The 14,671-nt window shown below is 64.9% G+C and carries 13 protein-coding genes; 5 read left to right on the forward strand and 8 right to left on the reverse strand.

The genetic code is table 11. From position 1 onward, the window contains the following. Window positions 1–154 precede the first annotated feature (154 nt). From D477_RS01000 to D477_RS22105, 4 genes are read left to right on the forward strand one after another with little or no spacing between them, the layout of a single operon-like run. Window positions 155–1,771 (forward strand): class I SAM-dependent DNA methyltransferase, encoded by a 1,617-nt coding sequence (locus D477_RS01000; protein WP_005266413.1) that lies wholly within the window; start codon window positions 155–157, stop codon window positions 1,769–1,771. Beyond that, the gene (locus D477_RS01005; protein ID WP_150109928.1) at window positions 1,768–2,943 is read left to right on the forward strand and encodes a restriction endonuclease subunit S; all 1,176 of its coding nucleotides are present in this window, start codon (window positions 1,768–1,770) and stop codon (window positions 2,941–2,943) included. Before D477_RS01000 ends, D477_RS01005 begins: the two co-directional genes overlap by 4 nt. Window positions 2,944–2,994: 51 nt before the next feature. Continuing rightward, window positions 2,995–6,201, forward strand: a complete 3,207-nt coding sequence (locus D477_RS01010) for a type I restriction endonuclease subunit R (protein WP_005266424.1) — start codon at window positions 2,995–2,997, stop codon at window positions 6,199–6,201. Window positions 6,202–6,234: 33 nt separating this feature from the next. Continuing rightward, on the forward strand, window positions 6,235–7,278 hold the full coding sequence (locus D477_RS22105) for a DUF3800 domain-containing protein (RefSeq protein WP_150109929.1): 1,044 nt from the start codon (window positions 6,235–6,237) through the stop codon (window positions 7,276–7,278). A gap of 166 nt (window positions 7,279–7,444) precedes the next feature. Here the strand turns inward: D477_RS22105 and D477_RS21570 are convergent, their stop codons facing one another. From D477_RS21570 to D477_RS01045, 6 genes are all read right to left on the reverse strand, one after another. After that, window positions 7,445–8,572, reverse strand: coding sequence for an EcsC family protein (locus tag D477_RS21570; RefSeq protein WP_081608419.1), 1,128 nt, complete (start codon window positions 8,570–8,572; stop codon window positions 7,445–7,447). A gap of 341 nt (window positions 8,573–8,913) precedes the next feature. Continuing rightward, complete coding sequence (locus tag D477_RS01025; protein ID WP_005266427.1) at window positions 8,914–10,848, reverse strand: glycoside hydrolase family 15 protein; 1,935 nt, start codon at window positions 10,846–10,848, stop codon at window positions 8,914–8,916. Next, complete coding sequence (locus D477_RS01030) at window positions 10,848–11,324, reverse strand: hypothetical protein (RefSeq protein WP_005266428.1); 477 nt, start codon at window positions 11,322–11,324, stop codon at window positions 10,848–10,850. Before D477_RS01030 ends, D477_RS01025 begins: the two co-directional genes overlap by 1 nt. Window positions 11,325–11,405: 81 nt before the next feature. Continuing rightward, a complete protein-coding gene (locus tag D477_RS01035) occupies window positions 11,406–11,807 on the reverse strand; it encodes an arsenate reductase ArsC (protein ID WP_005266429.1) in 402 nt (133 codons plus the stop codon). After that, a complete protein-coding gene (locus tag D477_RS01040; protein ID WP_005266431.1) occupies window positions 11,804–12,514 on the reverse strand; it encodes an aquaporin in 711 nt (236 codons plus the stop codon). The genes D477_RS01035 and D477_RS01040 overlap by 4 nt, the downstream gene beginning before the upstream one ends. Next, a complete protein-coding gene (locus D477_RS01045) occupies window positions 12,511–12,813 on the reverse strand; it encodes an ArsR/SmtB family transcription factor (protein ID WP_005266432.1) in 303 nt (100 codons plus the stop codon). Before D477_RS01045 ends, D477_RS01040 begins: the two co-directional genes overlap by 4 nt. 133 nt (window positions 12,814–12,946) lie before the next feature. Between D477_RS01045 and D477_RS01050 the strand changes: the two genes are divergently transcribed. Continuing rightward, entirely contained in the window at window positions 12,947–13,387 is a 441-nt protein-coding gene (locus tag D477_RS01050) for an ArsI/CadI family heavy metal resistance metalloenzyme (RefSeq protein ID WP_005266433.1), read from the forward strand. A gap of 264 nt (window positions 13,388–13,651) precedes the next feature. Here the strand turns inward: D477_RS01050 and D477_RS01055 are convergent, their stop codons facing one another. Together D477_RS01055 and D477_RS01060 are read right to left on the reverse strand one after the other, a co-directional pair. Then, the gene (locus tag D477_RS01055; RefSeq protein ID WP_005266434.1) at window positions 13,652–14,134 is read right to left on the reverse strand and encodes a TspO/MBR family protein; all 483 of its coding nucleotides are present in this window, start codon (window positions 14,132–14,134) and stop codon (window positions 13,652–13,654) included. Window positions 14,135–14,180: 46 nt separating this feature from the next. Beyond that, window positions 14,181–14,671 (reverse strand): EamA family transporter (locus tag D477_RS01060; protein ID WP_005266435.1); only part of this gene is annotated, 491 nt, incomplete at its 5' end.

Genomic DNA, 14,671 nt, shown 5'->3' on the forward strand with positions numbered 1-14,671 from the left:
CGCTCGCCGCCGCGCTGGCCGAACTCGCCCGGCACCGCCGCGCGGCCGAAGACCGGCTCGCCCGACTCAATGACCTCACCCACCTGCTGATGGACGGCACCGCCCGCGCGCGGCTCGCCGTCGCACCTCAAACCTCAACGGAAGGAACATGCTAGTGCCCCCGAAGAAGAAGCCGGACGCCCTGCCGTCCACCATGAAGGAACTGAAGGACACGCTCTGGAAGGCCGCTGACAAGCTGCGCGGCTCCATGGACGCGTCCCAGTACAAGGACGTGATCCTGGGGCTCGTGTTCCTGAAGTACGTCTCGGACGCCTTCGCCGAGCGCCGCGCCCAGCTGCATGACGAACTCGCCGCGGACGGCATGACCGAGGACCAGATCGCCCAGCTCATCGACGACACGGATGAATACACCGGCCGCGGCGTCTTCTGGGTCCCCGAGACCGCGCGCTGGGAGTACCTGGCCGAAAACGCCAAGGGCCTGCCGGCGATGGACGGGCAGCCGCCCAGGAACATCGGCCAGCTCGTGGACGCGGCCATGGACGCCATCATGGCCGCCAACCCCACGCTGGCCGGCACGCTGCCGCGCATCTTCAACCGGGACAACGTGGACCAGCGCCGGCTCGGCGAACTGATGGACCTCTTCAACACCACCCGGTTCCGCGGCGAAGGCGCCACCCGGGCCCGCGACCTGCTCGGCGAGGTCTACGAGTATTTCCTGGAGAAGTTCGCCCGCGCCGAAGGCAAGCGCGGCGGCGAGTTCTATACGCCCGCCGGTGTCGTCCGCGTGCTCGTGGAGGTCCTCGAGCCGACCCACGGCCGCGTCTATGACCCGTGCTGCGGATCGGGCGGCATGTTCGTGCAGACCGAGAAGTTCCTCGACGCGCACCACGAGGACCGCACCGCCATCTCCGTCTACGGGCAGGAGCTCAACGAGCGCACCTGGCGCATGGCCAAGATGAACCTCGCCATCCACGGGCTCAACGCCAACCTCGCACCGCGCTGGGGCGATACCTTCGCCCGGGACCAGCACCCGGAGATGCAGGCCGACTTCATCATGGCCAACCCGCCCTTCAACATCAAGGACTGGGCGCGCAACGAGGCGGACCCGCGCTGGCGCTACGGCGTCCCGCCGGCCAACAACGCCAACTACGCCTGGATCCAGCACATCATCTCCAAACTCGCCCCCGGCGGCTCCGCCGGCGTGGTCATGGCCAACGGCTCCATGTCCTCGAACTCCGGCGGCGAAGGCCAGATCCGCGCCCAGCTCGTCGAGGCCGACCTCGTCTCCTGCATGGTCGCCCTGCCCACCCAGCTCTTCCGCAGCACCGGCATCCCCGTCTGCACCTGGTTCTTCTCGAAGGACAAGACCGCCACCGGCCGCGGCACCATCGACCGCACCGGCCAGGTGCTCTTCATCGACGCCCGCAACCTCGGCTACATGGTGGACCGCACCGAACGCGCCCTCTCCGACGAGGACATCGCCAAGATCGCCAACACCTTCCACGGCTGGCGCGGCACGCCTTCCGCCGTGGAACAGGATCTGAAGTACGACGACGAGCCCGGCTTCTGCTATTCGGCCACCTTGGCGGAAATCAAGGAAGCCGACTACGCTCTCACCCCCGGCCGCTACGTCGGCGCCGCCGCCATCGAGGACGACGGCGAACCCATCGAGGACAAGATCGCCCGCCTCAAGAAGGAACTCTTCGAGCAGTTCGAAGAATCCGAACGCCTCGCCAACGTCGTCCGCGAACAGCTCGGGAGGCTCTCGTGAGCAAACGATCAGATTGGGCGATGAAGCCGTTGTCGGAAGTAGTTGAAATTCAACGTGGATTCGATCTGCCACATCACGCGCGGCGGCCAGGTCCGTATCCCGTCATGACATCCGGCGAGACCGGCGGCTTCCATGACGAGGCACCGGTGAAGGGCCCAGGTGTGACTATCGGCAGGGCAACGAATCTTGGCAAGCCAAAGTGGTCTGCGGGTGACTTTTGGCCGCACAACACCACCATGTTCGTGAAGGATTTCAAAGGGAACAACCCTCGCTGGGTCTTCCACCTGTTCGAGAATACCGATCTGACAGGCTTCGATTCAGGTTCCGTCCAACCAATGCTGAACAGGAACTACATTGCGCAGGTTCCCGTAGCCGTGCCGCCGAGGAACCAACAGGACGCCATCGCGGAAGTCCTCGCTTCCCTGGACGCCAAGATCGCAGCCAACACCAAGTTGGCGACAACTATCGATAATTATTTTATGGCCATTTGGAAGCGGCTGGCCCTCAAGGCGAAAGGAGCTGTTCCGCTAAGCGACCTGATCCAATCTGTTACCGCGGGCGACTGGGGCCTATCAGAAGCCTCAGTGACACACTCCGAAACTGCTTACTGCATCAGGGGCTCAGATATTCCTGCCTTGCAGAAGAACAAACTAGGCAATATGCCGCTCCGGCATATCAAGCCTAATAGCCTGTTAAAACGACGGTTGGCCCCGTATGACCTTGTAGTTGAGATGTCGGGCGGCAGCCCTACTCAGTCCACTGGACGGGCGGTATTGATAACTGCAGGGCTTTTGCGGAGGATCGATGGACACCTCAGTAGTTCCAACTTTTGCAAAATTATCCGTTTAGAGGAGCCGCAGCACTCGATGTTTGTTTATGGAGTGCTCAGGAATAGTTGGACCAAGGGCGACTTCTTCCAGTTCGAAAACGGAACAACTGGCATCAAGAACTTAGCTTTTTCCGACTACACGGCTATGACGAAGCTGTCGCTCCCCTCGCAAAATGACCTTTGCCACTTCAACGGATTTGCAGAAAACATTTTCGAGATGCTGCAAGTCTTGGGTGATGAGGATGTTCGCCTCGCAGAAATGCGAGAAGTCCTCTTGCCGCAGCTCATGTCTGGCAGTCTGTCCGTCAAGGACGCCGAAAAGCTAGTTGGCACGATCGTTTAGCAAATGAACCTGAAGCATGGTTCTTTAGTGATCCTCAGGGGGCGAAACGGAATGACTATACAGACAACCTTCACCGAGGCCGACTGGGAGGGCTTGGCGCTCGACCAGCTGGGCGAGCACGGTTGGCGGCCGCTGCATGGCGACGAGATCGCGCCGGGTTCGGGCGAGCGGGAGACGTGGGACGAGCTGCTGATCCGACCGCGCCTGGCCAAGGCGTTGCGCCGGCTGAATCCCGGGATTCCGGAGCAGTACCTGCAGCAGGCTCTGGCGGAGATTGTCGCGCCGTCGTCGCAGGACGCCATCACGGAAAACCACCGCATCCATAAGATGCTGGTCGAGGGCTACCGGTTCAGCTACCTGGACGCGGACGGCTCCGAGCAGAACCCGACGTTGCACCTGCTGGGCGCCGAGGAAACGGACAACGACTGGCTCGCGGTCAACCAGGTCACGCTGGTGCAGGGCGACTACCGGCGCCGCTTCGACGTCGTGCTCTACTGCAACGGCATGCCTGTCAGCATCCTGGAACTGAAGAAGGCCGGCTCCAAGACGGCCGACGTCGCCGCCGCCCACGCCCAGCTGCAGACGTACCTGCGCGAGTTCCCGATGGCGTTCCGCTTCTGCGTTTTCACGTTCGCGTCGGATGGGCTCGAGGCGAAGTACGGCACGCCGTTCACGCCCCTCAACCACTTCTCCCCCTGGAACGTGGACGACGACGGCAAGCCGGTTGAGCGCGACCTGGTCATTGACGGCGAATCCGTCTTGCCGATCGAGACCGCCATCGCCGGGCTCTACAACCCGACTCGCTTCCTGCAGCTCGTGGAATCCTTCACCGCGTTCGATGCGGGCGCCGACGGCCTGGTCAAACGTATCGCCAAGCCGCACCAGTACTTCGCGGTGACCAAAGCGGTCGGCAGCACCATCGAGGCCGTACGCACCAACGGCAAGGCCGGCGTCGTCTGGCACACCCAGGGCTCCGGCAAGTCGATGGAGATGGAGCTCTACACCAACCGGGTCATGCGGCACCGGGAGCTGAAGAACCCCACCGTCGTCGTTATTACCGACCGGAACGAGCTGGACGGGCAGCTGTACTCCGGCTTCGCCCGCTCGCAGCTGCTGCCGGACACGCCGAAGCAGATCCGCAAGCGGAAGGAACTCCGGGCGGAGCTCTCCGGCCGGATCACCGGCGGCATCTACTTCACCACGTTGCAGAAGTTCGGCCTGTCCAAGGATGAGAAGGAGTCCGGCACCGAACACCCGCTGCTCAGCGACCGGAAGAACATCATCGTCATCGTCGACGAGGCGCACCGCAGCCACTACGACGACCTTGACGGCTACGCCCGCCACCTGCGCGATGCCCTGCCGAACGCCACGCTGATCGCGTTCACCGGCACGCCGATCTCGTTCGACGACCGCAACACCCGGGACGTGTTCGGCGACTACATCGACATCTATGACCTTTCGCGGGCCGTGGACGACGGCGCCACCGTGCCGGTCTACTTCGAGCCGCGGCTGATCAAGGTGCAGCTGGCCGAGGGCGTGACCCAGGAGGACCTCGACACGGCGGCGGACGAGGCCACTGCCGGGCTGGATGAAACGGAACGGGCGCGCATCGAGCAGTCAGTCGCCGTCGTCAACGCCGTGTACGGCGCGCCGGAACGGCTGGAGGAACTGGCCAGGGACCTCGTGGCGCACTGGGAGCAGCGGCGGGAGGTAATGGCGCCGTTCATTGCCGACACCGCCGGGGCACCGACGTTCGGCAAGGCGATGATCGTCGGCGGGACCCGCGAGATCTGCGCCAACCTGTACAACCAGATCGTCAAGCTGCGCCCGGACTGGCACTCGGGCGAGCTGGACCGCGGCAAGATCAAGGTGGTCTATTCCGGCGACGCGTCCGACGGCCCGCCCGTCTCCGCGCACGTCCGCCGCGACTCCTTGAACAACGTCATCAAGGAACGGCTCAAGGACCCGGGCGACGAGCTGGAGCTGGTGATCGTCAAGGACATGATGCTCACCGGCTTCGACGCCCCGCCGCTGCACACGCTGTACCTGGACCGCCCGCTCAAGGGCGCGCTGCTCATGCAAACCCTCGCCCGCGTGAACCGCACCTTCCGCGGCAAGGAAGACGGCCTCCTCGTCGCCTACGCGCCGCTGGCGGAGAACCTCGCCAACGCACTGGCCGAGTACACCTCGACGGACCAGGCCAAGAAGCCGGTCGGCAAGAACGTGGACGAAGCCGCGGACATCGCCCGCGAGCGGGTCGAGCAGATCCGCGGCCTGCTCGCCGGCTACAACTGGCGCGCGGTGCTGGCCAAGCCGGGGCCGAAGGCGTTCCTCAACGCGGCGCACGGAGCGGTCAACTACCTGCGCAGCCCGGCCACCCCCGGCAACGAGCCCGACGGCGACTCCCCCACCCTGGCGACACGGTACCGGCAGGTCTCCGGCCAGCTCGCCCGCGCCTGGGCGCTGTGCACCGGATCCGGAAAGCTCGAGGAGCTCCGCCCGGAGATCCAGATGTACGAGGAAATCCGGATCTGGATGGCCAAGTTCGACGCGATGGAACGCCAGGACCGCGGCGAACCGGTCCCCGAGGACATCCAGCGCGTGCTCGGCCAATTAATAGCGACGGCGACGGATGCCACCGGCGAAGTCCTGGACATCTATGACGCCGCCGGCATGCCCAAGCCCTCGCTGGACGACCTGACGCCCGAGTTCATCGCCAAGACGCAGAAGGCGAAGAACCCGCAGCTCGCCATCGAAGCCCTGCGGAAGCTCGTCGTCGAGGAGTCCACCAAGACCACCCGGCACAACGCCATCCGGCAGCGAGCCTTCTCCGAGCGGATCAACGAGCTGATGAACAAGTACACCAACCAGCAGCTGACGTCAGCCGAGATCATCGCCGAACTCGTAGAGATGGCCAAGGAGGCCCTCGCCGAAGCCGACCGCGGGAAGCGCTTCTCGCCCCCGCTCGACTACGCGGAGCTCTCCTTCTACGACGCCATTACGCAGAACGAGTCCGCCGTCGAGCTCCAGGGCGAAGGCGTCCTCGCGGAGATCGCCCGCCAGCTCGTCGGCATCATGCGCCGCGACGTCCGCACCGACTGGACCGTCCGCGAAGACGTCCGCGCCAAACTCCGCTCCTCCATTAAGAGGCTCCTCGTCCTCAACGGCTACCCACCGGACAAGCAGCCCGAAGCCATCAAGCTCGTCATCGAGCAAATGGAATCCATGGCCCCGCGGGTTCTCGGCCAGTACTCCTGAATGAATCTCCACGATCAATCACAAAGGGGAAGCATGCCAAGGGTTGAACGTCATATCGAGATTGTTTCCGATGAGTCTGGGTCTGAAGGCGAGAACCTCTACGAAGCCAGTAGCCGGGTCTTTACACACGCCAGCGTTAACATCGATACAGAAGCTGCTGCGATGATGATGAGCGACTTGCAACGAAGAGCTCACGCAAAATCCGTCGAGTTTAAATCGAAGCAGCTACTCCGACCTACAAATCAGGATCTTATCCGGCTTCTTCTCGACTCAAACGGTCCACTGGCTGGACATGCAAATGTCCATTTAACAGACAAGCAATATTTCCTGACAGGGAAAATGATTGACCTCCTTGTTGAGGAGTACGTGCACTCGAAGGGTGGAAATCTTTATAGAGACGGAAGTGCGCGAAGAATGGCTTGGACACTATTCCGTGAAGGTCCCCGCGCACTAGGCAACGAACGTTGGGAGTTACTGCTCTCTACCTTTAATTCGATGACGAGAATTAAGCAAAGCAACGGGCAGAAGGCCTCGGTTCAGGACTTCTATAATGTTGTCGATGAAGTGCGACTTACTTCTAAACGGCGAAAAGTGGAAGAAATACTTGACCTTGTCTGGAAAAGCCGTTCTCAAGCCGAAGATTTTCAACGACAGCTCGAAGATGAAGAATTCATCATCCCGAATCTCGATCCTGTAGTTCCAGGAGCCGTACAAACGGCTCGTACTTGGCATGAGCGGACGAACAGACCCATTCAATTGGTTCACGACCAGCAATCAGTCTTTACACCGACGAGAGTTCAAGCAATTATTTCTCAAGTCAACAGAGTGGATTCGAGTCTTGGAATAAGGTTAGAAGCACTTCCACTCGTTGGCATATCTCAGGTTGATTCTACGAATGATCCTCGCGTCCAAGTAGCAGATCTTCTCGCTGGAATAGGCCGCACAGTAGCACTCGCGGCACTCGCCAGAAAACCGCATCCAAGTGCTTCACTACTTCGGCCGTTTGTGGATTCCTTCTCGATTTGGGGAGACGAGACAACGTGGCTTGAGCTAACCGGCCACCGCCTGGGAGAGTAGAGCCTCGGGCACCAAGAAGTTCCGGCGACGAGCAGCGAGGCATGGCGGTGAAGTCCTTCTGCAAAGGAGCACGCAGCCTCATCCCCAGCTCTCACGGTGCATGCACGAACTACGTCGCCGAGTCGTTCTTGAAAACCAGCGGATTCGGGTTCTTAGTTTGCTCCGCCTAGTGTCCTCCGGGCCCGTGGAGATCGGGACCGCCAGCCTCAGCGAGTTCGTCAAGCACGCTGATCGCCTCGTCTGCATCCTCCGGGTCATTTTCGGCCATGTCAGGAAACGAGGCGCCCAGTTCCTCATCGGCAAGTTGCGGGTACTTCTCGAGGAGGAAGCGCTTCCGATACTCAGTGTTTGCGACGTCAACAATCGATTCAAGAGTCGCCCAATTGAAAGCACCGCCCAGGACGATCCCGGCTGCCGGTACGACCTTTCCGAGCCCCTGCTTGGTTAGGCGAAAAGCGAATTTCTCCGCAAACTTCTTGGAGACCTGAGCAATGATCGACCTGTCTAGGACGGTCCAGGTCCTACCGCGGACGAGTGCCTGCGTAAGCCGCGAGATGTCGGCCATCGCGGCGGTCTTCGCGCTGGCCGACATCGCCGTCCCGGCATTAACGACCGACATCACGAAGAGTTTCTCGGCGGGCTCTTCAGGGTCGTAGCCGTAGAGCAGCGAGATATGGCCGACGGAGCGGGACGCCAGGCCGAGAACGAAGGCGGCGTCGCCGATGAGCGCCCCGGCGATGGCTGCTCCCGAAGGCGCTGCCGCCGCGCCGCCGGTGACAGGGACAGCGAATTCTCCTCCGGAGATCACCAATCCTGCACCTGCTCCCGACAGTGCTGCAATGAGCGGATAGGACCAGCTAGCTCCTCGACCGCGGACAGCGTCAATCTGCTCAAGGTCGAGGCCGCGCAAGTCGAGCAGCCTCACAACGTCGTGGCCGCGCTTTTGGTGGCTCGCCACCACTCGTCTGGGCGAGAGCCCTGTTCGTGACACCCGTCCCACCGTCTGCCGCATCGACCCGAAAGCAGCATCGCTCCAGTCCGGGAGGGCATCGGCGGCTTTGCGGGCGCCGGCGCTGATTGCGTGAGCACCCTTGGCAACGAATTTCTGCCCCCTAGAAACCGCTGCTTGGGCTCCTGGACGTTTCTCCAGATACTGTGTGGCACGCTTGCCGAGGCCCGCAGCGCCATTGGCTACTTGCTCGCCGGCGTTCCTCACTACTCGTGAGAGCGGACGGCCCTTGAACCGTTGAATGTTGCGCCACGCATCGAGCTCATAGGCCGAGGGTTCTGTCATACCGCGAGTGTAGTGGTCCAGGCCAGCGCACACTGGATAGTTCGCGCGGGTGTCGGAGACACGGTCAGCGCACGTGTAAAGAAAGTTGGCACATTCCGGGAATGTGTAAAGAAATCGCCGAATTTTTTACACGTTCGCGGCACCCAAGATCTTCTTGTGGGGCCGCAAGAAGTTATCCGAGTGCTGCCCACAATTAAGCGAAGGGCTCCGTTTCCCCCGGAAATTCAACGATTTCGCGGGCGACGGATTGAGCAGGATTTAAGTTCGCCACTGATCATACTTAAGTCGGCGCGGGCCACTCGACCTGTCCGGCCTCCGTTTTCTGCAGGCTCAGTCGGCCATCAGATACTCGCTGCGCGGCCGATATCGTCAGGCGCTGTTCCTCCTTCGGCGCTCTCCTGCAGGGCGAGGGCGGCTTGGACGAGGGCGGCGTGGGTGAGGGCCTGCGGGAAGTTGCCGAGGTGGAGGTTGGTTTCGGGGTCCATCTCCTCGGCATAGAGTCCGACGGGGTTGGCCAGGGCCAGCAGCTGTTCGAAGAGCTCGACTGCCTCGTCGCGGCGGCCGGTCAGGGCGAGGGCCTGGACGAGCCAGAAGGAGCAGGGCAGGAAGGCGCCTTCCGGGCCGGGCAGGCCGTCCTGGCCGGGCGGGTACCGGTATAGCAGCGGTCCGCCGGCGGAGAGTCTGTGCCGGATGGCGTCGATGGTGCCGCGGACGCGGGGCGAGCCGGGCTGCTCGATGTCCAGCAGCGGCAGGATGAGCACGGCGGAGTCCAGGTCGGCGGAGCCGTAGCTGCGGGTGTAGCTGCCGAGGTCGGAGTTGAAGCCGTTGGAGCGGATGCTCTCGCCGAGGGCGTCGCGGGCGGCTTGCCAGGCGTCGCGGCGGCGCCGGCTCAGCGGATGGGTGCGGCCGATCCGCAGGGCCCGGTCCAGGGCGAGCCAGCCCATCATTTTGGAGTGCACGTGATGGGCGGCGTCGTCACGGATTTCCCAGATGCCGGCGTCGGGTTCCGGCCAGCGGCGGGCCACCAAGTTGGCGAACCCGCGCATCGCCCGCCAGGTTTCGGAGTAGAGCGGCTGCCCGTCTTTGACCAGTACCCATGCGCCATCAAGCACCCAGCCGTAGCCGTCCAACTGGTGCTGCCGGGCCGCCCCGTTCCCTACCCGGACCGGCGCGCTTCCGGCGAAGCCCGGCCAGCCCGCGAGCGTCCGCTCGGGCGGCACATGCCGGCCCATCAGGGTAAGCATGGCAGGCAGCCGCGGCCGCTCGAGCCGACTGGCATGCAGCAGCCAGCGCAGGAAGCCGCGCGCCTCGCCGTCCTTATGCACGCCCAGGAAGGCGGCGACGCCGATGCTCGCATCCCGCGGCCAGGCGTACCGGTAGTCCCAGTTCCGGATCCCGCCGGGGTACTCCGGCAGCGAGGTGGTCGGCGCGGCCACCGGCGCGCCGGACGGCGAATAGGTCAGCAGCCGCAGCGTCAGCAGGCTCCGCACCACCGCCTCGCGGTAGGGAATGCCGCCGTCGATCTCCGCGGTCCAGCGACGCCACAGTTCCTCGTCCGCGTTGACCAGGTCCCAGGCCGAGGCCGGGTCCACCTGCACCAGCGGCTCGCCGTACAGAATGCCCAGCACCAGCGTGACCGGCTTCCCCGGAATGACCGTGAACGACGCCGGGCGGCTGGGTTCAATGGCGAATTCCGGATCGCTGGTCAGCGACATGGCCAGCGGGCCCCAGGTGCAGACGACGTTGGTGCCCCGGCGCACCCGCGGAGGGCGGTGCTGCTCGCCCAGGCGCGGGTCGAAATGTACGACGGCGTCCACGGGTGCGCCTTCCGCGGTCAGCTTCCGGACCAGCAGCGTGGTCGGAAGCAGCTGACCGGCGACCTCGGCCACCATCGCCTCGGTCAGCGTCAGCCGGCCCTCGCCCACCGCCCAGGTGGTTTCCAGGGTGGCCGTATTTTCCCTGTACCGCCGGCCCACAAGCTTGGCGGCGCCGGCTGGACCGAGCCGGAAGGTCCCGGCCGCTGGCCCGCCGACAAGCCGCCCGAAGACGGGATCGCCGTCGAACGCGGGGACGCACAGCCAGTCGATCGCGCCCTGGCTGGACACCAGGGCGGCCGTACGCGTGTCCCCCAGCAAGGCGTAGTCGCCGATGTCCTGCGGGAGGCCGCCGTCGTTAGTGTCCTTGGGCAGGCGGTGGACAGCGGCCCCGGGATGCGGGAGGCCGCCGTCGTTAGTGTCCGGTGGGACCGCCTGAGGCGGAGGCTGGCTGCCGGCCATCAGCGCACCTGGAAAAGCAGCCCGAGGACCATGCCGTAGACCAGATGGGCGCCGACGGCGACGGCCGGGGTCTGGTAGCCGTAGTTGAGTGCGAGCAGCCCCGGCGGCTCCAGCACGGCGCGGCTTTCCGGCCCGGCGCGGTGCGAGGCCATGCGTGGATGGGCGCCGGGCAACAGCGGCAGGATGATCATCAGGGCGATGGCGACGTGCAGCAGCCCCAGCAGGCCGCCGATCCACCAGGTGGCCTGGCCCAGCAGCGCGAAGGTGAGGGCGTAGCCGAGGGCGAAGATCTGCCCGGCCACCAAGTGGATGAAGAAGCCGGCGACCCTGGCGTGGTCCGGATCCGGCGTGACCAGGGTGCCCAGCACCAGCGGAAGGTCCAGCCGGGTCCAGCCCGCCATCTGCGCGGCGATCATGACGGCGGTCAGCGCGCCCGTGGCGAGCAGCCCGAACACCGCCCAGCCGGCCCAGTCCATCGCGGCCTCCCCTCGCGCGGCATGCCTTGGACAGAGTATGGCCGTGCGTTCGGGCCCGGGCAAGGGCTGGCGCCAGTGCTTTTAGCCGATCAGTTCCTGCACGAGGGCCTGGACGCGCCGTTTGATGTCGTCCCGGACGCCGCGGACCATCTCGATGTCCTGTCCTGCAGGATCGTCCAGGACCCAGTCCTCGTACCGCTTGCCCGGGAAGTACGGGCAGGTGTCGCCGCAGCCCATGGTGATGACGACGTCGGACTCCTGCACTGCGCCTGTGGTGAGGATCTTCGGGACCGCCTGGCTGATGTCGATGCCTTCCTCGGTCATGGCCTGCACCGCCACCGGGTTGACCTTGTCGCGGGGTTCGGACCCGGCGGACAGGACAGTGATGCGGTCCCCCGCCAGGTGCCTGAGGTAGCCGGCGGCCATCTGGGACCGGCCGGCGTTGTGGACGCAGACGAAGAGGACGGTGGGCTTGCTGGTCATGATGGTTGTCCTTTCACGGGGCCGGTGATCTCGGCTGCGGCCTGTTCAGGGTGCGGGTAGAGCAGGCGGATGAGCAGGGCGGCGAGTGCGCCGCCGAGGACCTGCATGGCGATGAAGGGCAGCACGGAGGCCGGAGCGATGCCGGCGAAGGTGTCCGAGAACATGCGTGCCACGGTGACGGCCGGGTTGGCGAAGCTGGTGGAGCTGGTGAACCAGTAGGCGGCGGTGATGTAGCCGCCGACGGCGACCGCGATCATGTCCTTGCGGCCGGTGCGGGCGGTGCCGAAGATGATGAGCATCAGTCCGACCGTCGCCACGATTTCCGCCAGCCAGAGTCCGGTGCCGGTGCGCGGCTTGCTGGAGATCATGACGGCCGGCAGGTCGAACATGAGGTTGGCCAGCATGGTGCCGAGGACTCCGCCGGCGAGCTGGGCTGCAATCAGCGCGCCGGCTTCGCGCCAGCCGATGACGCCCAGCCAGCGTTCCACGAGGGTGACCACCGGGTTGAAGGCCGCGGACACCGGCTGCAGCGCGATGATCAGCGCCACCAGGACGGCGCCGGTGGCCAGCGCGTTTTCCAGCAGCTGCAGGCCGACATCGTTCGGGGAGAGCCTAGCGGCTGCGATCCCGGAACCGACCACGGTGGCCACCAGCAGGGCTGTGCCGATCAGTTCCGCCAGGGCCTGCCGGGCAAGATTGCTGCTCATGCGCCAGCGCTGGAGATGAGTTTGCCCAGCGAGTTGAGCACCTCGTCCGCCACCTTGTAGTAGACCCAGACGCCGCGCTTGCTGCGCTCCAGCAGGCCGCTGCCGTGCAGCACCTTCAGATGGTGGCTGATCGTCGGCTGGGACAGGTCGAAGGCTTCGGCCAGATCGCACACGCAGGCTTCGCCGCCCTCGTGGGAGGCCACCAGGGACAACAGCTGCAGCCGCACCGGATCCGCCAGCGCCTTCAGCAGCGCCGAAACCCGCTCGGCTTGGGGAGCGGTCATCGGCTCCCGGGTCATCGGGGTGCAGCAGGCCACTGTTTCCACAGGGGTCAGCTCAAGCAAAGATTTAGACACAGATAAATATTGACAGAGATCGATGTCCGGTGGCAATCTCGCACATGTAGACAACCATCTATCTCTAGGAGACGTCATGTCCCGCCTGCAGCTTGCCCTCAACGTTGACGATCTCGAGGAATCCGTCGCGTTCTACTCCCGCCTGTTCGACACCGGGCCGGCCAAGCGCCGCCCCGGGTACGCCAACTTCGCCGTCGCCCAGCCTCCGCTGAAACTCGTGCTGATTGAGAACCCCGGCAAGGGCGGCTCGCTCAACCACCTCGGCGTGGAGGTGCAGGACACGGATGCCGTGGATAGCGAACAGACCCGGCTGGCCGGGCACGGCTTCGCGACGGTGGATGAGCGTCAGAGCACCTGCTGCTACGCCAAGCAGGACAAGTTCTGGGTGCAGAACACGCCGAACGGCGAACAGTGGGAGGTCTACACCGTCCTGGCCGACAGCCCGACCTTCGCCAGCCAGGACTGCTGCACCTCGGCAGAGGCAGGCGCGGAGCCGGCCGCCAAGACGTGCTGTTAAGCTGCGGCCCCCAGCTCAAGACCAGCTCAAGTTTGGCTCAAGAAGTCTGCGCCGCCCGCGTGTCGACCCACTATTGGCATAGTGTTGGCCGAGTGCCATGACATCCCCCTGTCGTGCGGCACCGTCCGACGCCGGCGACGTCTGTTAGCTTTCCGCCGGCATGAAGTCGGAGCGCTGTCCTGCCCCATCCCCCGAGGGCAGGACAGCGCCTTCACCTGGTGCAAAGCCGAGGGGTAACGTCCGAGCATCGCCACGATGCAACGGTCAGGCCCGCGGGTTAAGCCGGGCAATCGCCGTCGTCAGGACGGTGGCGAAGCCGCACCACAGTGCATACGGGACCAGGGCGGCACCGGAACGGGGCTCGATGCGGGCGGTCCGGCGCGCCAGGTCCACGCTGCTGGCGGTCAGCAGGGCGCATTCGGCCGCCGCGATCCAGGGCCGGCGGCTGCGCCAGAACAACCAGCTCCAACCCGCATTGAGCAGCAGGTTGGCGGTCAGCGCACGGAGGTACCGCCGTCGTTCGCGTGGCTGGGAGCGCTCCTCCAGCCTATCCAGGGCCGCCGCACCGGAAAGGGCGATGTCAGCGTAGAGCGCAGTCCAGACAATGGGAAAAACCGACGACGGCGGCTGGAAGCGGGGTTTGCGCAGGCTGCGGTACCAGCTGCTGGAGGGGTCCGTGGCCACCGAGCCGGACACTGCCGTGGCGGCAATGGCAGCTGCGGTTTTGGCGAGGGTGGATGCGCGCATCGGCTGGCTCCTCTTCGTGGTCGGCCTGACTGCCTTGCCTGACAGGCTAGGCCCGGGCCGGCGCCGGCACCAGAGCTTGCGGCCTTTCCGCTGTCGCATTGGCAGGCGCGACGGCCAGCACCACCAGCGCGGCGCCGATGATCGATAGCCCGGTCCAGCCCAGCACGGACAACTGCTCGCCGACGACGAGGATCGCCAGCACCGCCGCAACGGCCGGTTCGGCCAGCGTGAGGGTGGTCGCCGTGCTGGGCCGCACCCGCGCGAGCCCGATGCCGAACAGGAAGTAGCCGAGGAACATCGGCACCAGCGCCATGTAGACGGCAACCGTGAACGACGACGGCGACTCCACCAGGGGTGCGCCGGTCACCGCGAGGACGGGGAGCAGGAGCACCCCGCCAGCGCCGAAGACCGCGCCCATCGCGGCGGCCCGGCCCACGTGCTGTTCCATCAGCCGGTGCACCACCCAGGAGTACAGGGCGTAGGTGGCGCCGGCGACCAGGCCCAGCCCCACGCTCGCCGCGGTCCCGGCGGCCGATG

The sequence above is a fragment of the Arthrobacter crystallopoietes BAB-32 genome, assembly GCF_000328305.2.
In the GTDB taxonomy this organism is placed as follows: Bacteria; Actinomycetota; Actinomycetes; order Actinomycetales; family Micrococcaceae; genus Crystallibacter; species Crystallibacter crystallopoietes_A.

Excerpts from the sequence above, each read along its gene's own strand:
- D477_RS01035 (WP_005266429.1), bottom strand. The coding sequence starts at position 11,807 with ATGACCAGCAAGCCCACCGTCCTCTTCGTCTGCGTCCACAACGCCGGC.
- D477_RS01050 (WP_005266433.1), top strand. The coding sequence starts at position 12,947 with ATGTCCCGCCTGCAGCTTGCCCTCAACGTTGACGATCTCGAGGAATCC.
- D477_RS22105 (WP_150109929.1), top strand. The coding sequence starts at position 6,235 with ATGCCAAGGGTTGAACGTCATATCGAGATTGTTTCCGATGAGTCTGGG.
- D477_RS21570 (WP_081608419.1), bottom strand. The coding sequence starts at position 8,572 with ATGACAGAACCCTCGGCCTATGAGCTCGATGCGTGGCGCAACATTCAA.
- D477_RS01045 (WP_005266432.1), bottom strand. The coding sequence starts at position 12,813 with ATGACCCGGGAGCCGATGACCGCTCCCCAAGCCGAGCGGGTTTCGGCG.
- D477_RS01025 (WP_005266427.1), bottom strand. The coding sequence starts at position 10,848 with ATGGCCGGCAGCCAGCCTCCGCCTCAGGCGGTCCCACCGGACACTAAC.
- D477_RS01010 (WP_005266424.1), top strand. The coding sequence starts at position 2,995 with ATGACTATACAGACAACCTTCACCGAGGCCGACTGGGAGGGCTTGGCG.
- D477_RS01040 (WP_005266431.1), bottom strand. The coding sequence starts at position 12,514 with ATGAGCAGCAATCTTGCCCGGCAGGCCCTGGCGGAACTGATCGGCACA.
- D477_RS01030 (WP_005266428.1), bottom strand. The coding sequence starts at position 11,324 with ATGGACTGGGCCGGCTGGGCGGTGTTCGGGCTGCTCGCCACGGGCGCG.
- D477_RS01055 (WP_005266434.1), bottom strand. The coding sequence starts at position 14,134 with ATGCGCGCATCCACCCTCGCCAAAACCGCAGCTGCCATTGCCGCCACG.